This is a genomic window from Streptomyces sp. NPDC005181 (genome assembly GCF_040608395.1).
In the GTDB taxonomy this organism is placed as follows: Bacteria; Actinomycetota; Actinomycetes; order Streptomycetales; family Streptomycetaceae; genus Streptomyces.
The window spans coordinates 85,669-104,332 of record NZ_JBEXID010000015.1 but is presented as its reverse complement, the minus strand read 5'-3'; the positions used below and the strand labels follow the sequence as shown (position 1 = coordinate 104,332).

General features: G+C 68.7%; 19 protein-coding genes and 1 pseudogene. 10 read left to right on the top strand and 10 right to left on the bottom strand.

Features of this window, described 5'->3' with window-relative positions; all coding sequences use genetic code 11:
- Positions 1-405 precede the first annotated feature (405 nt).
- The 4 genes from ABZV38_RS13325 to ABZV38_RS13310 all read right to left on the bottom strand — a co-directional run bounded on the left by ABZV38_RS13325 (position 406) and on the right by ABZV38_RS13310 (position 6,296).
- Positions 406-2,430: a cell wall-binding repeat-containing protein gene (locus ABZV38_RS13325; RefSeq protein WP_356326915.1), complete on the bottom strand. Its 2,025-nt coding sequence runs from the start codon at positions 2,428-2,430 to the stop codon at positions 406-408.
- 173 nt (positions 2,431-2,603) lie between these two features.
- The gene (locus ABZV38_RS13320; protein ID WP_356326914.1) at positions 2,604-4,940 is read right to left on the bottom strand and encodes a SpoIIE family protein phosphatase; all 2,337 of its coding nucleotides are present in this window, start codon (positions 4,938-4,940) and stop codon (positions 2,604-2,606) included.
- Between the two features lie 301 nt (positions 4,941-5,241).
- Entirely contained in the window at positions 5,242-5,433 is a 192-nt protein-coding gene (locus ABZV38_RS13315) for a hypothetical protein (RefSeq protein ID WP_356326912.1), read from the bottom strand.
- A gap of 11 nt (positions 5,434-5,444) precedes the next feature.
- Positions 5,445-6,296, bottom strand: a complete 852-nt coding sequence (locus ABZV38_RS13310; protein WP_356326911.1) for a helix-turn-helix transcriptional regulator — start codon at positions 6,294-6,296, stop codon at positions 5,445-5,447.
- A gap of 316 nt (positions 6,297-6,612) precedes the next feature.
- Here ABZV38_RS13310 and ABZV38_RS13305 point away from each other — a divergent pair, with 316 nt between their 5' ends.
- Together ABZV38_RS13305 and ABZV38_RS13300 are read left to right on the top strand one after the other, a co-directional pair.
- Positions 6,613-7,110: an ATP-binding protein gene (locus ABZV38_RS13305; protein ID WP_356326910.1), complete on the top strand. Its 498-nt coding sequence runs from the start codon at positions 6,613-6,615 to the stop codon at positions 7,108-7,110.
- A gap of 210 nt (positions 7,111-7,320) precedes the next feature.
- On the top strand, positions 7,321-8,289 hold the full coding sequence (locus ABZV38_RS13300; protein WP_356326909.1) for a CDP-alcohol phosphatidyltransferase family protein: 969 nt from the start codon (positions 7,321-7,323) through the stop codon (positions 8,287-8,289).
- 69 nt (positions 8,290-8,358) lie between these two features.
- On the opposite strand, the gene ABZV38_RS13295 is transcribed toward ABZV38_RS13300, so the two are convergent.
- Positions 8,359-8,739: a CorA family divalent cation transporter gene (locus ABZV38_RS13295; RefSeq protein ID WP_356326908.1), complete on the bottom strand. Its 381-nt coding sequence runs from the start codon at positions 8,737-8,739 to the stop codon at positions 8,359-8,361.
- Between the two features lie 102 nt (positions 8,740-8,841).
- The gene (locus ABZV38_RS13290; protein ID WP_356326907.1) at positions 8,842-9,531 is read right to left on the bottom strand and encodes a peptidoglycan recognition protein; all 690 of its coding nucleotides are present in this window, start codon (positions 9,529-9,531) and stop codon (positions 8,842-8,844) included.
- 515 nt (positions 9,532-10,046) lie between these two features.
- Between ABZV38_RS13290 and ABZV38_RS13285 the strand changes: the two genes are divergently transcribed.
- A complete protein-coding gene (locus ABZV38_RS13285) occupies positions 10,047-10,916 on the top strand; it encodes an LLM class F420-dependent oxidoreductase (RefSeq protein ID WP_356326906.1) in 870 nt (289 codons plus the stop codon).
- 212 nt (positions 10,917-11,128) lie between these two features.
- Here the strand turns inward: ABZV38_RS13285 and ABZV38_RS13280 are convergent, their stop codons facing one another.
- The 3 genes from ABZV38_RS13280 to ABZV38_RS13270 are packed head-to-tail and all read right to left on the bottom strand — an operon-like array spanning position 11,129 to position 14,163.
- Positions 11,129-11,578: a DUF3592 domain-containing protein gene (locus ABZV38_RS13280; protein ID WP_356326905.1), complete on the bottom strand. Its 450-nt coding sequence runs from the start codon at positions 11,576-11,578 to the stop codon at positions 11,129-11,131.
- A gap of 20 nt (positions 11,579-11,598) precedes the next feature.
- A complete protein-coding gene (locus tag ABZV38_RS13275; RefSeq protein WP_356326904.1) occupies positions 11,599-12,201 on the bottom strand; it encodes a hypothetical protein in 603 nt (200 codons plus the stop codon).
- A gap of 51 nt (positions 12,202-12,252) precedes the next feature.
- Positions 12,253-14,163: a hypothetical protein gene (locus ABZV38_RS13270; protein ID WP_356326903.1), complete on the bottom strand. Its 1,911-nt coding sequence runs from the start codon at positions 14,161-14,163 to the stop codon at positions 12,253-12,255.
- Between the two features lie 517 nt (positions 14,164-14,680).
- On the opposite strand from ABZV38_RS13270, the pseudogene ABZV38_RS13265 reads away from it, so the two are divergent.
- From ABZV38_RS13265 to ABZV38_RS13235, 7 genes and pseudogenes are all read left to right on the top strand, one after another.
- A pseudogene (locus tag ABZV38_RS13265) lies at positions 14,681-14,810 on the top strand (homoserine dehydrogenase); the annotation flags it as partial.
- A 437-nt stretch (positions 14,811-15,247) separates the two neighbouring features.
- A complete protein-coding gene (locus ABZV38_RS13260; protein WP_356326902.1) occupies positions 15,248-15,523 on the top strand; it encodes a hypothetical protein in 276 nt (91 codons plus the stop codon).
- Complete coding sequence (locus ABZV38_RS13255) at positions 15,520-15,930, top strand: PIN domain-containing protein (protein ID WP_356326901.1); 411 nt, start codon at positions 15,520-15,522, stop codon at positions 15,928-15,930. Before ABZV38_RS13260 ends, ABZV38_RS13255 begins: the two co-directional genes overlap by 4 nt.
- A gap of 147 nt (positions 15,931-16,077) precedes the next feature.
- A complete protein-coding gene (locus ABZV38_RS13250; RefSeq protein ID WP_356326900.1) occupies positions 16,078-16,410 on the top strand; it encodes a hypothetical protein in 333 nt (110 codons plus the stop codon).
- The gene (locus ABZV38_RS13245; RefSeq protein ID WP_356326899.1) at positions 16,410-16,799 is read left to right on the top strand and encodes a hypothetical protein; all 390 of its coding nucleotides are present in this window, start codon (positions 16,410-16,412) and stop codon (positions 16,797-16,799) included. The genes ABZV38_RS13250 and ABZV38_RS13245 overlap by 1 nt, the downstream gene beginning before the upstream one ends.
- Positions 16,800-16,966: 167 nt before the next feature.
- A complete protein-coding gene (locus ABZV38_RS13240; protein ID WP_356326898.1) occupies positions 16,967-17,374 on the top strand; it encodes a hypothetical protein in 408 nt (135 codons plus the stop codon).
- A gap of 101 nt (positions 17,375-17,475) precedes the next feature.
- Positions 17,476-18,255, top strand: a complete 780-nt coding sequence (locus ABZV38_RS13235; protein WP_356326897.1) for a hypothetical protein — start codon at positions 17,476-17,478, stop codon at positions 18,253-18,255.
- 9 nt (positions 18,256-18,264) lie between these two features.
- On the opposite strand, the gene ABZV38_RS13230 is transcribed toward ABZV38_RS13235, so the two are convergent.
- Positions 18,265-18,636, bottom strand: a complete 372-nt coding sequence (locus ABZV38_RS13230; protein WP_356326896.1) for a DUF192 domain-containing protein — start codon at positions 18,634-18,636, stop codon at positions 18,265-18,267.
- Positions 18,637-18,664 lie beyond the last annotated feature (28 nt).

Below are 18,664 nucleotides of genomic sequence, written 5' to 3'. Positions count from 1 at the left end.
CAGTGACGCCGACGTGAAGGCTTGATGACGGCAAGTCATCGCCATGGCAAGGACTTGCCAGCCGTAAACCACGTGCATCCGGGCAAGGTTGCACTTTCCGCACGTGGCCGTGCAGTCAGCGGTTGCAGCGCGAAGCCCTTGTCGACCGCTCGCCGCCCGGTGACGGCCTTGACTCCACCAGGCCCTGTCTGGAGCGTGATCGATTCGCCGCGGCGGAGACGCCGAACTTGCGCGTGGGCCAGTTGCTCCCGGATGGCAAGGTCGGTGGCGGACGGGATCAACCGCTCCATCCCGGTCACAGCGCCGCAGTTGGCCACGAGCGGCGAGGTCCTGCAAGTCTCGGATTCGCGCACCGGCCCCGGGCGTACGTGACGCCCGGGGCCGGTGGACCGTGTGGCCCGTCTGCTAATTGTTCGTGGTCCGCACCGCGTCCAGGTCCGGTTGCGGTGCTGCGGTCCCGGCCCTCGGCGCGGCCGTGCCGGTGTCGCTCGCGTCGCGCTGCGCCGAGAGCGACGACTGCTGCGCCGGGAAGAGACCGTTGTAGTACGGGTGGTAGTCCACCAGCGAGCTGCCCGCGCTGATGGCGGAGCCTGCCGCGGTCAGCTCGGTCGAGGAGACCGACCCCGTCCCGCCGAAGGCGATGACGGAGTTGACCCCGGCCGCCTGCTGGCGCAGGTAGGTCGCGTCCGTCTCCGTCAGCGTCGTCTCGTCGGTCCACAGGACCGGGCCGTAGGAGAGCATGCCGGCGCTCGCGGAGACGCCGCCGCGCCAGCTGTCCGACCAGGCCAGGCCCACCTGGTACGGGGAGCTCCACCAGAACCGGGCGAGCGCGACGGAGGTGCCGTCGTGGCCGCTGCCGCTGATCGGGTAGTACGTCCAGGTATCGGGCCAGTTGGGGAGGTGCGTGTGCGTGAGCGCGTACTTCGCCGAGGAGCCGACCGGGATGACCATGGTCTGGTCGGGGTCGAGCGAGTTGAGGTACGACTTCACCGACGACGACAGCGTGTTGCCGTCGTTGAGGACGACCGTGCCCTTGCCGCCGTAGCCGAGCGACCCGGCCGCCGCGGAGGCCGCGAGCGCCGAGTGGTAGTCGGTGCCGGTGGCGAGGAACACGTACTCCGGGGCGCTGGTGACGGCCTTGGCGACCGCCACGGACGTGGAGTAGCGCGAGGTTCCCGCCAGCCGCTTCGGCGTGAGACCGAGCGAGCTGACCTTGCTCGCCACCGTGCTGGACAGGATGTCCATGCCACCCACCAGGTAGACCGTGGCGCCGGGCTTCAGCGTGCGCTTCAGCTCGGTCTGCACGGCGCTCGACAGCGAGGTCTTCGACGTCATCAGCAGGGGGCCCTGCTTCTGGCCGGCGAGCGTCTGCCCGGTCAGGGCGTAGGACGGGCTGTCCTTACTGATGAGGACGGCCGTCCGCGCGTCGATCAGGCCGGGCTCGTTCCGGCCGACCGTGTTCCACGTCCAGCGGGACGAGGCCACGTTGGTGGCCGAGGAGTCGGTGCCCCAGACCCGGCCGACGCTCTGGCGGCGCAGCGGCTGCCAGGCAATGTCGAGGGTCGACGAGGTGCCCGGTGGCGACGGCATCTTGGTGACCTCACCGGTGGCGACGTCCACGATGCGGGGGGTGGCCGCGTCCTCGTCGGTTCCGTTGGTGACGGCGATCCGGGTGCCGCTGGGCGACCATGCCGGGGTGTACGCGGCGTCGCTGAAGGAGAGTTGGCGCTCCCCGGTGCCGTCGACGTTGATGACGAACAGCCGGGTGAGGCCGTCGGCCTCGCGGACGAAGGCGACCTGGGTGCCGTCGGGCGAGATCGCAGGGTTGTCGCCGTTGTCGGTCAGCTTCGTGAAGCCGCGGGTGGTGTCGTCGTAGAGCCAGATGGCCGACCCGGTCGGTGAGCTGCAGGTGTCGCCGGTGCGGACGAATGCGATCAGGCCGTTGACGGACGCGCTCGGCTCGCGGTCGCAGCCGTCCTCCGCGGTGGAGAACAGCGGCTGGGTATAGCGGGAGCCGTCCGAGGGGGCGTAGCGGAGTCGGCCGCCGCCGGAGTAGACGACCGTGCTTCCGGTGTACAGGAACGTCGGGTCGCTCACCCCGCTCATGGAGCCCTGCTCTTGGATCCTGACCAGGGTGGAGCCGGTGTACCGGCGGGTCTCGACCCGGCCGTTTTTCACGTACGCGACCCGGCTGCCGTCGGGCGACCAGGCCGGCTGGCTCGCTCCGGCGACGAAGTCGGTGTAGGTGCTGCTGCCGAGCTGGTGCGTCTGCACGACGTTGCGTGCGCCGTTGAGGAACATCAGCTTGCCGTCCGTGGCCTGCCACGTCACAGGGTCTGCCGCCGCCGCGCCGGGCGCGGTGGCCATGCCTGCCGCCACGGCGACGGCGGTGCCCAGTGCCGCGAGCACGCGGCGTCTGCGAATCTTCATGTGCCCCCACAAGAGTGATGAAAGGCTGCCGTTCGCCTCCCCGGCGCGGAACGGAATCTCACGTTCCCCTACGACAGCTGCGTCACTGTAGCGGCACACGTGATCAGAAAGGAACAGCTTTCCCACGGACGGTCGGGCCCGCCGAGTCACCCGGCGCCATGCTGTCCTTGCCCTCACTCACGGCCGAGGACGGTCTGTTCGGCCCAGATGGTCTTGCCGTTCTGGCTGTAGCGGGTGCCCCACTGGTGGGCGAGTTGGGAGACGATGAACAGCCCGCGACCTCCTTCGTCCGCGACCGGCGCGTGCCGCAGATGGGGTGCGGAGCTGCCGGCGTCCGTCACTTCGCAGGTGAGTGTGCGCTCCAGGATGAGGCGCAGTTGCACGGGCGGGGCTCCGTAGTGCACGGCGTTCGTGACCAGCTCACTGACGATCAGCTCTGCGGTGAACACGGCTTCCTCGTTCAGTTGCCAGTCGGTGAGGCGGCACCGGGCAAGGGCCCGGGCTTCGCCCGGGGCTGTCGCGTCGGGGGTGAGTCGCCAGGTGGCCACGTGGTCGGGGGCGATGCCGGAGGTACGGGCCAGGAGAAGCGCGGCGTCGCCTCGTGGGGGATCGTTTCCCAGTGCGTAGACGACGTCGTCGCACAGGGACTGCAGGGAGCGGTCGGACCGGCTCAGGACGCTCCGGAGCAGGCCGGGATCCGTCTCCGCTTCTCCCTCCGGGAGCAGGGCTGCGGTGTAGAAGGCGAGGGTGCTTCCCTCGGCGAGTTCGAGGCTCGCGGAGGCCCTGGGCAGGTCCTCGGCGCAGCCCAGCAGAGGGCTTGCCGGGACGTCGCAGATGTGCGTCGTGCCGTCCGGGAGGACGACGATCGGTGCGGGGTGCCCCGCACGGGCGATGGTGCAGATTCGGGTGATGGGGTCGTAGACCCCGTAGAGGCAACTTGCGGTCAGTGTCTCGTTGCGCAGCGGATCGGCGGGTGGGAGCGCCGCACGTTCCTCGGCCAGTCGGCCGGTGGTGTCGTGCAGTCTGGCGAGGAGCTCGTCCGGCTCCAGGTCGAGTGCGGCCAGCGCGTGGATTGCGGTGCGCAGCTGCCCCATGGTGGTGGCGGCAGAGATTCCTTGCCCGGTCGCGTTGCCGGTGACCAGCGCTGTGCGGGCGCCGGGCAGGGTGATGGTGTCGAACCAGCTCGCACCCAGGTCCGCGGGGAGGCGGAGCCACGCAGTGTCGACGGCTGTCCGCGGACCGGGGCTCTGGGGCAGGAGCCGGCGCTGGGTCGTGGCGGCGATGGTCCGCTCGCGGGTGAAGCGGCGGGCATTGTCGATGCACAGCGCGGTGTGGGCGGCCAGTTCGAGGGCGAGGTCGACGTCGCCCTCGCCGTAGATCTCGGTCTGTCCGCAGCGGTACAGGCTCATCAGCCCCAGCACTGTGCCACGGAGCGTCAGCGGCGCCGTGATGAGCGAATGCGCTCCCGACGCGCGAATGGCCTCGGCACGTGCCGGATCCGCCGCCAGCCAGGCACTGTCGGCAGTCAGTTCCACGAGCCGGGGACGCAGGTCGGACAGAGCTTGCCCGAACGGGGTCCCGTAGGGCGCGGTGCGTACATCGCCGACCGGATGCACGGGCTCCGCGACACAGCTGCGGAAGGCAGCACGCCGTAGGGGCACATCCCGGCTGAGCGGACCGATCGGGGGGTCCTCACCCCGTACGACTTCATCCACTACCTCGACCACGAGGATGTCGGCGTACTCAGGCACCAGGACATCCGCTGCCTCCTGGCAGGTGGCGACCACGTCGAGGGTCCGGCCGACGGATTCGCGCACACGGGCGAGGACGGCGGTGTGCGCGTGCGCCCGCTCCCGGCCGGTGACCTCGACTGTGGAGATCGCGAGCCCGAGGACTGCACCTCGGGTGTCCTGCAGCCGGTAGGTGGATACGGAGAACACTCGTTCCCCGCCGTGATCGGCAGCAAAGCGAACGCGCACCAAGCGGTCGAGCACCGGCACGCCTTCCTCCAGGACACGACGAGCCACGGATTCCTCGATCGCAGGGTCCGAGAGGGCGTACACCTCCATGAGTGGCCGACCCAGCAGGCTCTCGGACGGCACTCCGTGCAAGGCACGTGTGGCCGTATTGACGCGCACGATCCGGAGTTCGCGGTCGACGATGTGCAAGCCGATGGGTGACTCGGTGAACAGGGCCTCGATCAGACTCTCGCTGATGCCGTCCGCATGGGCCCCGCCCGTGGGTTCCATCGGCTGCCGCCCGATTTCCCAGGCCACGGCGCCGTCTCGCAGCACCGGTCGCACCCACAGCTCGCACGTTGCCGTGCGGCCCTCCCGGCTGCTCAGCTGCAGCTCTTCCCCGCCATGGTTGCCCTTGCCGACCGTGAAGAGTCCTGTCGCCGGAAGACCCAGCACCTCGGACGCGGGGAGGCCCAGCAAGGAGGCGGCCTCGTGACTCCACTCCGTGATCACACCGGAACCATCGATGATCATGAGTGCGTCGCCCCTCACGGCCCAGGCACCTCCGTCGGCCGTCGAGGCGGTCACTCATCCTCACAGCGGGTGACCGCCCCGAGTCTTCGATGATCCCGCAGGTGAGGTGGTGACCCCCGTCCTGAGGAGCACTCGGCGCCGGATCGACGCCCGTTTTCAGTGTGCCGCGATGCGCTCGACGCGGCGACACCGAGTCGTAAGGGGCCAGGGCGGCTGCTGAGCTGCGACCGGTACAAGGTCACCGGCGTTGCGTGATGTGTTCGCCGACGCGTGTCTGCTGGACCGTGAGTATGCCGGCGGCATAGCTCGCGCGCAGGCGTTACAGCAGGTGGTCGGCCTTGCCGGCCTTGATGTCGCGGATCATTTGCTGGAGCGCTTCGCGGCTGTCGGTGAGGTAACGATCCTCTGCGCCGACAACGGCGATGTAGCTGTTGCCCTGCGTATCGGTTCCCAGGCGGTAGCAGTTGGCTGCCTCACCGCAGTACGGGGACTCCCAGGTGATGTCCGGCATGATCGTCTCCCCTAAAGATCGTTGGCGATGTCCAGGATGAAGTCGCGGGATGTGTCGGGGTCCAATGCCACGGCCTGCATCGCGTCAAGCTGGGCTCGATACTTGCGGAGCTGCTTCTCAGAGTCGTAGAACTCTGGGCCATGGGTGCTGTCAAGCTCCACGGTGTCGAGTTCGGGGACAGGGCTCTCGGCGTATATCACCGACTGCCCGGCGCCTGGGAACCCTCCAGCGCTGAAGGGGATGGCCCGTACCGTCACGTCGTAACGTTCGGACATCTCCAGGATGTGGTGCAGTTGATGCTTGGCCACCTTCGGACCGCCGAACTGTGTGCGCAGAGCGGCCTCGTACATGATCAGGTCGATCGACGGCGGGTCGTTCTTGTCCAGCACCTGGCGGCGGTCGAGTCGCAGTGCCATGCGTACGTCCATATCGGCGGTGCTGAGTCGGGGGATGACGTGCTCGAAGAGGGCACGGGCGTGGTCCTCCGTATGGAGCAGGCCGGGCATGTGGACAGTCAGCGCGATCCGCAAGCGCCGGGCGTACCATTCCATCTCGGCTACATCGAGGAACCCGGACGGGAGCAACTCCCGGTATTTGTCCCACCATTGAGTTCTACGCCGTGACGTCATCGCGACCAAGGCTTCGACCAGTGTGCTGTTCACGCAACCGTAGGTGTCGGCCAGTGTGCGGACCCGTTCGGCGCTGATGCCGGACCGTCCTGATTCCATGTTCGGGATGTTCGTGCGCGGTACGCCGAGCAGTGCGGCAGCTGCTTCCGTGGTGATGCCTGCGGCGGTTCGCATCTTCCGCAGCTCTGCCCCGAGGCGTCGTTGGCGCTCGGTGGGCGCGCTTCTCGGTGGCATGTGCCCCTCCCGTACAGCCCGGAAATGGCACCAGTCTGCCTCTCGAGCTGCTTGAAGGTCCACTGGCGGCCCGCGGGATTCAACCGAAACGTAGTACACGTACTCCCGAATGCTCTACAGTCGGTGACGCACTGCTCACGCTGCGGCGAGCCGGAAGTGCATCGTGCGGTCCTGCCCGCACCCTCCTGCCCTGGGAGGGGCGGTACCGCGCCAGGGAGGCAAGCCACCGCTCATTCCTCAGCGCAAGAGCCACTTGTGCGCCTCGACGCGAAAGAGAGAGACCGCCAACTCGCCACCCTCACCAGGGGAGTCAGCTATGCCGAAATCTCCGCCCGCCGCGCTCTGTCCGGTGGTCACCGAGGAACCCGCACCCGACCCGTATGCATATCTGCAACCCAGGCGCCGCACCGCCGATCGTGGCCTCGCGCTGAGTCTCACTCTTGTCGGCGACCCACGCAGCTCGGCGATCGGGCGCAATGCCGTCACGGCCTCGTTGAGCGCGTACGGGCTCACTCCGTACACCTGGCCGGCGGCGCTCGTGCTGGGCGAACTCGTCGGGGTCGCCGGCATGATGACCCCGGGCCAGGACCTGTACGTCTCCGCCCGGCACCGCGACAACTCGCTTCGGTTGGCCGTCTGGGACCAGCACCCTCGCCACTCCGACCCGGCTGCCGTCACCCTCTGTGAGGAGCGACGCCGGAGCGCTCTGTGGCTGCTGGATTCCGTCGTGGACGACTGGGGTGGGGAGTGGGGCGTCTGTGACGCGCTGCCGCCGCACGCGGGCACCAGGTCCTGGGTCCGGCTGCCCAGATGACGGAGGCTTCGCCGGGCTGCGGTCGTACGTGTTTATCCGGATCGCAGTGCGGCGGCGTCGAAGGTCGCGTTTGTGTACGAGTGGGGGCGGGCCGGAAAGGGCTCCATGACTCCTACCGGCGGGTAAAGGTTGCGTGAGTGGAGCCTTGCATCTGCATATCCCCTTTCTTAAATTCAGGTGAACGCCAGTAGAACTCCAGAAAGTTGTTCCATGCGCCGAGACATACCGCCCCTCGTCGAGGTGCGTCGCATCACGCAAAAGAAGCGCGATGCGTGGTGGACCGTGCTCCTTGTCGACCCCGTAGCCACACCTCTGGTGCGGTTCGTTGCCCGGCGCACCGGCATTACTCCCAACCAGATCACCTGGGGCGCCTTGGTCCTGGGGCTGGCCGCCGCCGCGTGCTTCGCCAAGGGCGACTGGTACTGGTTGACCGCCGGCGCGCTGATCTACCACCTGAGCTTCATCCTTGACTGCATGGACGGCAAGGTGGCCCGTCTCACCGGTCAGGGCTCTGTGTTCGGCGCCTGGCTGGACTACATCTTCGACCGGATACGGGTCATGGCCTGTGCCGTCGCCCTTATGGCCGGCCAGTTCCACCGCACCGGTGAGATCGCCTACATCTGGCTCGCTGCCGTCGTCGTCTTCCTGGACGGTCTGCGGTACATCAACTCGCTGGAGATCTTCAAGACCCGGCACACGATGCGCAAGCAGATCAAGGCGCGCATCCGGTCAGCCCGCCGAGCCGAGGACCAGACAGAGCTCGCCTTCATGGAGGACCTGCTTCGGGACAACCCCGAAGCCGACATCGAGCACGATGCAACCAGCCTCCCGACGCAGGAGGAGACACCCCGCGGCCCGGTGGCATTCGCCGCCTCCCGAGGGCAAGTGATCGACCTGCATCAGGAGTTCCGTCACCGCTTCCCGGCCTACCTGCGGTTCCGCTCGTTCATGCTGCGCCACCGCATCCGCACCCATCTGATCAGTGGCATCGAGTTTCAGATGAGCGTGTTCATCATCGGCCCGCTCCTGGACCAGGTCATTGCTGCCACAGTCGTCAGCGGGGCGCTGCTGCTGGCCTTCGAGCTGGCAATCATCTACAAGCTGCTGTTGTCCACCCGTGACTTCACGCGCACGATGAGCTCCTTCGAACAGCAGCACAACATCACGACTGCGGCCTGACCTCCCGCAGGGGCGACGGCCGCCGGGGAGGGCCGGAGGAGGAAGCGGCGACGCCGACCGTGCGCAGGCTCACAGCTCAACGGGACCGTCGTCGCGCAGCTTCCGCCACAGGCGGGTGCGGTGCAGCACGTAGAGGGCGATGAACAGGACGATCATCTGCAACCCCACAGCGAGCAGCCAGAAGACGGCCGTGCTCTCCAGCTCGTTGGTCATGTAGGTGAAGTTCACGCCGAAGAAGCCGGTCAGGAACGTCAGCGGCAGGAAGATCGTCGACACGATGGCCAGCCGGTTGATCACGCCGTTCTGCTCGCCGGACACGAGGGACGAGTAGCTGACGAAGGCTCGCCGGGAGGCGTCCTGGAGAGACGCGATGTCCGTGAGTACCGACCGCGCAGCGCGTTGGTACGAGCGAGCAAGCCTCTTCCGCTCCTCCGGGAAACCGCGGCTCATCGGAGTCCACGCATGCGGAGGGACCCATTCGCACTGCCGGGTGACCCTGAACGGGTGATGGTTCGCGCCGTCGGCGTCCGCAGGCCGAAGGAATGCCCGCCGTCAATCACTGCCCTCGTGGAGGCTCTGCAAGGTCACGGGGACGCCGACGCTGGAGGGCGCTCCTGCGGACCTGCCCTGGAGATCGGCGGCGATGTCCCGGATCGCGGGGAGCCGGGCGAACAGTGCGTCTCCGGGGCAGTCGGTGGTGTTGCCGTCGCGATGGCCGGAGATGGCGGCGAATTCTGCCGAAGTGCCCTTGGGGTAGCGGCTTCCGTCATTGGTGGACGTGAGTCGCACCTTGCTGCGGGGGTCGACACCGCGCAGGCCGAGTTTCCAGGCGGCGAGAGCCGCGATCGCATGCTCCATGGGTGCCGGCACAGGCGTACCTCGTTCGAAGGTGCCGATCGCCGCGATCCCCGCAGTGTCCCGGTTGAATCCCAGGGTGTGGGAGCCGACGACAGGGCGGTCGACACCGCCGGCGCGACCTTCGTAGATGGTGCCGCATCGGTCGACGAGGAAGTTGTAGCCGAGGTCTCCCCAATCCCGGTCACGGGTCTGGCCCGTGTACAGGTTGCGCAGGGTGCGCGGGACGTCCGCACAGTCGTAGTCGTTGGGGGTGTCGGTGTGGTGGATGAAGATCGCCGTCACCCCTCCCGCGTAGTGGGCATGAGGGTCGCGCTGGGTCTCGTCGGCCCGCCACTGCCCACGCGACACGATGACGGGCCGATGCGCTGCACGGGGGAAGGTCACGGGCGTCGCTCCGAGGACGGGGAATGGGCGTGCGGAGTCAACGACCGGCTCCGCAACGGTTCCGGTCTGCTGCACCGAGGAAGGGCTTTTCGGCATCGCCCCACTGACGGTTCCGGCCCTCGTCCCCCCGGCCGCTGCCGCCATGAGAGAGACCGCCACAGGGACCGTGACCCACAGTGCCATTCGGTACAAACGCACAGGGAGACCTTCTTTGTCTTCGCCGTGGGGACGGTGGGAGTGCGTACGCCCAACAGCTTTGCGGGAGGAGGTGCGCTGCGCGCGCCGGGTTACCGCATGCAGGCGAGCATGCCGAAGCCCGCAGGGGAGTTCCGAGGGGACGCCGGGTCGCCTCGGCGAGCCCGAACGGGCCGGTGCACCTGTGGCCGCCGTCGGCGAGCACCTTGCGTCTCGGCACCCGGCCGGGCGTACCGTCCATGCCTGACTGCCCGGACACACGTAACGTGACGAGGGACTGCACAGGGTCGTCGAAGATGTTCCGGTACGGAGGAGTGGACGTGAAGCTCGGCCTGCACTACTGGAACTACTCGCAACCCGCCGACCCCGCGCTCATCGCGCCCACGCTCGCCGAGTCGGCGCGGATCGCCGACCAGGGCGGGGTCTCGGCGTTCACCGTGATGGATCACTACTTCCAGATGGAGACCCCGCAGAGCACGGCCGACGAGCCGATGCTGGAGGGATACACGGCCCTCGGATACGTGGCGGCGCTGACCCAGCGGATGACGCTCGGCGTGATGGTGACGGGCGTGATGTACCGCTACCCGGGCCTGCTGGCGAAGATCGTCACCAGCCTCGACGTGCTGTCCGGCGGCCGGGCCGTGCTCGGTATCGGCGCCTCCTGGTACGAGCGGGAGCAGCGCGGGCTCGGCGTGCCGGTCGTTCCGGTCGCGGAGCGGTTCGAACGGCTGGAGGAGATGCTTCAGATCTGTCTGCAGATGTGGAGCGAGGAGAACGGCCCGTACGAGGGGCGGCACTACCGGCTGGCCGAGACGCTGTGCGTGCCGGAGCCGATCGGCGAGCGGCCGCCGATCATGATCGGCGGCGGGGGCGAGAAGAAGACGCTGCGGCTGGTCGCCCGGTACGGGGACGCGTGCAACCTGTTCGCTACCGATGTGGACGAGGTGGCCCACAAGCTCGACGTACTGCGGGAGCACTGCGAGGCGGCGGGCCGCGACTACGACGCCATCGAGAAGACCCTGATGTTCAGCAGGCCGGTCCTGGACGAGACCGATGCGTTCCTCGCCGACGTCGAGGCGTACGCGGAACTCGGCATCACCGCCGTCCAGGTGCTGCCGGACCGGCACCCGGTCAGCTTCACCGAACAGGTCGTCGCACGCATCGTGCCCAGGCTCGACGCGATCGGTTAGACGGCCCAGGAGCCGTTCTTCGGCCGGTTACCGGTTCTCCGTGCCGGGAGTCCGCTCCTGTTCCGCGGGGCCGACGGCGGAGTCGATCAGCAGCGCGGCGACGGAGCGGGCAGGCGCGGGCCCTTTGGGGTCTTGCCAGCCGGTAGCGGCCGCCGGGCCTGTACCCGGAGGCCGACGCGCGGGCCATCGGACCCGTACGGCCCCCGCAGCCCTCAGACCCAGCCCCGCATCGCCACGAATCCGTACAGCAGGCCCAGTGAAAACACCGTCAGGCCGGCCGTGAACACCGCGGGCATCAGCACCGGACCCCAGGCCCGCGGCCCGGCCACCGTGGCGCGCTTCTCCGGGTCCGCCGGATCGTACGTGACCCGGATCGGCGCCCCGACCTCGAAGCCGAACGGGCCCGGCGCGTGGTCGACGAACTCCATGTCGCGGCCGTCGAGGGTGCGGAACGCGAACACGTACTCCGTCGCGTAACCACGCTCCCGGTCCGCCCCCCGGTCCACGACCCGGCGCTCCGCACACCGGCCCTCGACCTGCACCCCGTGCCGGATCAGGCTCAGCACCCGGCCCAGCCGCAGCGCCGACCGCACGGCGAACGCACCGAGGAACAGGCCGAACAGCAGCAGGAAGGTCGCGGTGCCGCCGGGCAGAACATTCATGAACGCCAGTCCTCCACGGGCTACTTCACGGTGATCGAACCGACGAACGCGTCGAGATCCTTCGCGCTCAGCGAGCCCTTCACCGCATTGATCCGGATGGCGAACGGTACGTCCTTCGAGTCGACCCCCGCCACCACGACCCCCGTCATCCGGGTGCCGCTCGCCGGGGTCTGCTCCTTTCCGGACGAGGTGAACTCGTAGTCGATCCGCCGCGCGTCACGGGCGCTCTCCTCGCCCGCCAGCCGCACGTCGGAGGTGTCCTTGCGGGTCGCACCGAGGCCGATGCCCGCGCCCGCCGCGGCGGCCGCCTCACCCGCGTCGTCGACGCCCGTGGCGAAGTCGAGCTGGACCGAGACCATGCCGGTGCGCAGCCCGCCCTCCGTCTTGAGCGCGACGGCCGCGTTGTTCTTGCTGCGGTCGGCCGCGGACTGCTCCTTGTATCCCTTGTCCTTCGGGTAGCCGACGGACAGGCTCTTCGTGTCGAGCGTGCCCCAGCCGTCCGGGACGGCGCCGGCGTCCGAGGAGCCGCAGCCGGTGAGAAGGGTGAGACCGATGGCGGCGGCAACTGCCGCGCCGAGCGTCCGGGACCTGTTCACTGCCGCCCTTGCCGTTGCCGCTGCCATGGTCTGTTCATCGCCTCTCGTCGTGCGGGTACTGCGGGTGCTGTGAGGTGCTCAGTTCGCGCAGTAGCTGTACGGAAGGAAGCTGCGCTTGTCGCCCTGCGGAGCTCCGAGGAACTGCGCGTCCGTCAGTGTCTCCTTCTTGTGCTCGTCCGAGATGGAGAAGCCGAGACTCATGCCGAGCGAGACCTCGAAGCCGAACTCCTGGGCGTCCGACTCACCGTGGTACTGCATGGTGCTCGACAGGCCGTCCTGGAACATCATCTGGTCGAAGGGGTCCGTTCCGTCGGGCTTCTGCTGCAGCGACTTGTCGCCGAACATGTACTCGAACGGTGCGGTGTTGTTGCCGCTGCCGTCCAGCCAGTTCTCGGCGATCGCCCGCTTGTCCTCGGTGGCCTTGTCGGTGTCCTTGCCGAAGACGATCGAGTTCGTCTGGACCTCGATGCCGGTGTCGCCGGACGAGTCCGTGACGCTGCCCTTGCCGCCGCGCTTGTCGCCGTCCTTCTTGCCGTTGTCGCCCTTGGCCTCGCCCTTGTCGGACGTCGAGCCCGTCTCGACCGTCTTCGTCATGTCGATGCGGACGATCTTGCCGGTCTTCTGGTCACGGGTGACGGTGATCGCCCCGGTGCGGGTGTCCTTCGCGCCGGCCGTGCCGGTGAGCGGGCCCGCCGTGCCGCCGACCTTGCCCTCGAGTTCGAGCTTGGCGGTGTACGTGTACGACTCGTTGCCGTTCACGTCGTCCTTGGTGATGGTCACATCGGGAGAGAACTTGGCCTTGCCGCCCAGCTTGGCACCGAGCGCGGACTCGTCGGCCGCGCTGATGGAGAGCCCGCCGTCGGCATACACGTTGAGACCGATGGTCGAGTAGGAGATCTTCTTGTCGCCGATCTTCTTCTCGACGTCCTCCTTCTTCTCGGCCCACTTCATGCCCGAGTACCAGCCGCCGCCGTAGCCGCCGCTGTACTTGGTCGAGGTCTCCCACATCTTCATTTCCTCGATGTCGTCCCGCATCTTCTTGGCGTCCTCCTCGCTCTTGAAGACCCAGGTGTCACCGTTGGTGATCTTGACGCCGCCGCCGACGTCGACATCCGCCTTGCCGAGCTTGCCGAGCTTGACGCCGGGAGTACTGGCAGTGGCGCCCACGGACGCGGCGTCCGTGAACGTCATGTAGACCAGCTTGTCGTTCTCGTCGACCTTGCCGTCCTCGTTCACATCCGTCTTGGCCTGGCTGACCTTCTGCTGGAAGCCGTACTCGTTGCCCCACTCGAACCAGCCGATCTTCACCTTGTCGCCGACGGTGTCGGAGACGCTGGAGACCTGGCACAGCTTGGGCTCGTAGTCGGCATCGGTCTTCGGCTTCGCGGTCGGGTCCCCGCCGCCCGTCGTGCATCCGGCACTGCCGCCGCCCATCGAGCTGATCGCACACCGGATCCGGTCGCCGATCTTCCCGCCGACACCCGCCATCGCCATCGCACCGATCAAGGTGACGACGAGGACGATCACCCCGAGGTACTCCACGGCGGTGGCACCGCTGTCGCGCCAGGTGTACGAGTTCGGGGTCGCGGCGGACTCCGTCTCGCCGTCCTCCAGCAGCCGGTCGACGGCCAGCCCCACGGCCGAGCCGGTGACCAGCACCACCACCGGCATCAACACGCCCTCGACGCCGACGACATGCCACGAGACGAAGAGGCCGTACGCGAGCCCGACGACCGGGACACCCACGGTGGCGAGCAGATACAGGAGACGGGACCCGCGCTGCTCACCGGGCAGGACGCGGGCGGCGGCCAGGGTGGTGAGAAGGGTGGTGATGACGCTGGGCACATGCAGCAGGGCCAGCCGCCAGGTGAAGTCCTGGAGCCGCTCGTCGGTGGCGAGCGTCTCGACGAGCCCACGGGTCACCAGGATCCCGGCGAAGACGTAGACGAGGGCGCCGACGGCCCAACTGCGCGTCAGGGGAAAGAACACACCCCCGCCACGCCCCCGCGGTATGTGGCCTCCGCTTCCACTTCTCCAGCCGCCGCCACTTCTCACGGTCTTCCCCTCCGCCACCGACTCGCACTGCCTGCCCGCCCCGCTGCTGAACCTCGGGTGTGGCGTGAGCGTACGGCCGGACGGGCCGGGTGACCTGGGCCCTCGGCCCCAACTCCGGGCCCAAGTCCGGGGGAACGGGTCGTTGGGCCCCGGGCGCTCAGGTGGGTACGAGGGCCCGGGCAGCCGGCTCAGCCGGTCAGGGAATCGCTGCCCCGGTGGGAGCTGCACGTGGGTGCTCATGGGGGTCCGAGGGCCCAAGGCGGGTGCACCGTACGCTCGTTAGCGTCGAAACCATGTCACATCTGGGGGAGTTGCGTCGTCGGATCCGACGGTGGTCACGGGGTTCCCGGCCGCGTACGGACGTCCGGTTGCTGGGTCTGCGCCGCCGGCACGATCGGGGACCCGAGGCGATATCGGCCGCGGTGACCTCGGTGATGCCCTCGCGGTGCACCTCGCCGACCCGCCGCATGGGCTGCACCGTCAAACTCCTCGCCATCTGCGAGCGCGCCACCGACGGCCGGTCCGTCACCGCGCGTGTGCACCCGGCGATGATCCCGCTCAGCCATCCGCTGGCCTCCGTCGCGCCACCTCTGAGCCGACCACTCCACAGCCCAGCAGCGCCACCTTCAGCGGACGCGTACGCATCATCCGCCTGCGACCGTCCTACGGCCGGATCGCAGGCACAGGGCCGACCAGGGGCCGACCCTTCATATGCGTCGCGCAGGCTCACCGGGGGCGGTGGCCGGCACCGCCTCCTGCGGGGAGCGATACCACCGGCGGTGGACCCCTCCCCACCCGGCCTCCGCGCTGCCGCACTGGCGGGGGCACCAGCACCGCCCCGACGCCCGAGGACCGCCCTTCCCGGCGAACGGGCCGCTGGGGGAAGTGCCAGACAGGACACACGCGGGGACGTCGACCAAGTTCCTGGCAATCCTCGGGCGACTGCCCGCACGCCAGCGGGGGTGAACCTCTGCCGATCCAGCTGTCCGAGGCCGCGGGGCCGTCCTACACTGCTGGCGTGACCGCTGCATACGACTACGAGGACATGCACCACCTGGTGGACCGGCTCACCCCGACCCAGGTGCGACGCCTGCGCCTGCTCGTCACCCAGGATGAGGAACTGTCCCAGGTTGCCCAGTCGCTGCCGGCAGTCGACGCGAACGAGGCCGAGGAGTCGGTCCCGGCCGGGCTGCTGGCCCTGATCGGCAGCGTGAATGGCCCAGAGGATCTGGCTGAACGGCACGACAACTACATCCGCGAGCGGATGCGCGAGCGGTTCGGCGACTCGGCGTGATCGCCACGGTCCTGGACACCGGACCCCTGGCTGCGGCGTTCAACGCGGCCGACCTGCGGCACCCGGAGTGCGCCTCCCTGTTGACGTCGCTGACCGGCCGCCGTCTGCTGCCCAGCCCGGTCATGACCGAGGTCTGCTGGCTGCTGGAGCGCTGGCCCCAGGTCGAAGCGGCGTTCCCCGCCGAGGTCGCACGGGGAACATTCGAGCTGGTGCACCTCACTCCCGCCGACCTGACGCGCATGGGTGAGCTGGTCCTTCAGTATGCCGACTTCCCGCTCGGCGGGGTCGACGCCTCGGTGATCGCGGTGGCCGAGCGCTTCGGCGTGGACCGGGTGGCCACCCTCGACCGGCGGCACTTCAGCGTCGTCAAGCCCGCCCACGTCCCCGCGCTGACACTCCTGCCGTAGCCCGACCAGTGGTCTATACCTCTGACGGCAGCGCCGACGGCAACAACCGCGCACGCCAGCGCACAACCACGCACCTCGACGCACCGCCAAACTGCCGCTGACCTGCTAAAACGCAGGTGGGGAGGGGTCGCGTAGCACACGTACTATGTGCTGGCAGGCGGCGCCCCCGTCGTGGTGCACAACAACTCGTGGTGCACCGACGAGGAACGTCTCGAGGATGCCGACGACATCGCCAAGGGGCACGCGGACAGCAAGCACGCGGGCGACTTCCCCGGCCTGTCGACCGACGATCTCGCCGATCTGGCCAAGGACGTGATCAAGAATCCGTCGCGGACCAAGGACCTGGGCAGCGGCCGGAAGGCGTTCCTCGGCAAGGACGGCACGACCATCGTGATCCACGATCCAATGAGCCCGGACGGCGGAACCATCTTCCGGCGGGGCCCGGCGAAGCTCGAAGAGTACTGGGAAGGGCTGAACTGATGCCGGCAGGCGAAGTGGCGGCGAGCGAACTGTTCACGGGGGCCGAGACCGAACTCCTGCGGCGGGCGCTCCTGGAATGGGGCGGCCCGGCCCACTGCAGCGATCAGCTCGCCGTCGGCATGGGCTTCGCGGACGAGCAGGATCTGGTCGACCAGTGCGGCAGGCTGCGGGGTGCACTCGCCGACGATGCCCCGCTCGCACCGGTGGACTGGGCGCGGACCCTTCTGGCCGTGGAGATCGTGTTCGTCAGCGACCTCGCCGGCACCGGCGTCGAATGGCGGACGACCACGGGACTCGGTGACGAGCCGACCATCATGATGCTGCGGTCGATCCAGCGGAAGCTGGCCAGGACGGTCAAGCCCTACTACGGGAAGCGCCCGAGCGAATGACGCCGGATCGGCCTCGTCGCCGACCTTGGGTCCCCGCCTGAGTCCTGGGGCCCAAGACGGGTCCGGGGCGGGTCGCTAGCGTCGTGCCCCGGAAGTGTTCATGGCTCGCCCGCCCCCGCGTACGGACAACGACCACGGGGCGGGCGCGGGACCGGAAGGGTGGACGGGTGAGGACTCGCTTGCAGACGGCGGAGCAGCTGGCGCTGACCGAGGAGGAGTCCCGGCTCCTGCAACAGGGCCTGGTCGAGTGGAGCGGCCCGGCGCGCTGCACGGAGGAGTTCGCGGTGGCCATGGGCTTCGATGACGCGGCCGACCTGAACCGGAGGGGGGCCACGATCCGTACGGCGCTGGCCGCGAAGGAACCCCTGGAGCCGATGGACTGGGCGCGGGCGCTGCTCGCCACGGAGCTGGCGTTCGCCAGCGAGGTGGTCGGCTCGGGCTACGAGTGGTCCACAACGACCGGCTGGTCCGACGACACGACCGTGAAGGTCCTGCGCTCCACGCAACTGAAGCTGATCCGCACGGTGTCCCCGCTCGTCGGCCGCGGCCTGGGCACCCGGCCCTCGACCTCCTGAGCGCCGCTCCGAGTTGGGCCCGTGGGCCCACGCACCCACCGCCGCCCGGTTGTTAGCGTGCCGGGCAGGAGAGCGGGGGCCATGGTCAGGAACGGGGAACGATGAAGGCTCGTACAGCAGTCATGGCGGCGACGACAGCGGCGCTCTGCCTCGCGGCCGTGTCCTGCGGCCCGTCCGGCGACGACTCGTCCCACGGCAAGGACAACGGCAGGGCGAGCAGTCCGTCGCGCGCGAAGCCGTCCGGCAACGACACCTCGCCCACGCCCCCGCAGCCGTCCCCGAGCACGCTGCCGGCCGGCACCGGCAAGGTGCTCACCGTGGCGGAGCTGACCGAGGCAGCCCTGGCCACCGGCGACGTACCCGACTACGAGGTCACCCCTCTACAGGGCAGCCAGGACACCGGCAGGGAGAAGGCCGAGAACCAGGCCTGCCGGCCACTGGCCGCCGTGATCAACGGCGCACCCGAACCGGCCGCCGGCGCCACCGTCCTCCATATCGTCATGGACCAGTCGGAAGAAGGCAAAGGCGACCAGACCGTCGTCACCGAGATTCTCACCTCCCACCCGAAGGGTGCGGCCCAGCAGGTGCTGCGCGACGTCCGGGACGCGGTGCAGGCCTGCGCGGGCGGGTTCCGGACGCCGAGCCACGAGGGCCCGTCCACATACAGCAAGGTCGAGCTGCTGGATGCGCCACGGGTGGGCGAGGAGAGCATCGCCTACCGGGTGACGGGAAACATCGAGGGCGACAAGGTGCCCCTGGTCTTCCAGCTCGTACGGAGAGGATCGACGGTCGTCACGTTCTACGTCGCCAACTTCGTCGATGCGACGACCCCGGAGCTTCCGGCGGAAGTGGTCATTGCGCAGCTGGCCAAGCTTCCGTAGCCCGCCGACTCAGTCGGTCTGGACGATCTGCACCTGCACGCCCGGACGCAGCCCCCACTTCTCCATCGTCCCCGCCTCCGACTCGATCACATGCCGGGCCCGCAGCCGCACCATCCCGAGCCGCCCCGGCTTCATCGTGTGGAGCGCCACGACGTTGAACTTCCGGTCCAGGTACGCCACATCGATCGTGAACCGCATCCGGAACGTGTGCACACTCCCGCACGGGGTGAGCATCAACGCCCCGTCGATCCCGTCCTGCCCGAGAAGCCCTTTCGACCGGGCCCGGTACGAGGCGGCGATCCGGAGCGGTATTTCCAGCCCCGGTCCACCCTCCCGGTCCGCGACCGTCAACGTCCCCTTGCCATTGCGCCATTGACCCATGGCGACGACGGTAGCGCCCGGTGAGAAC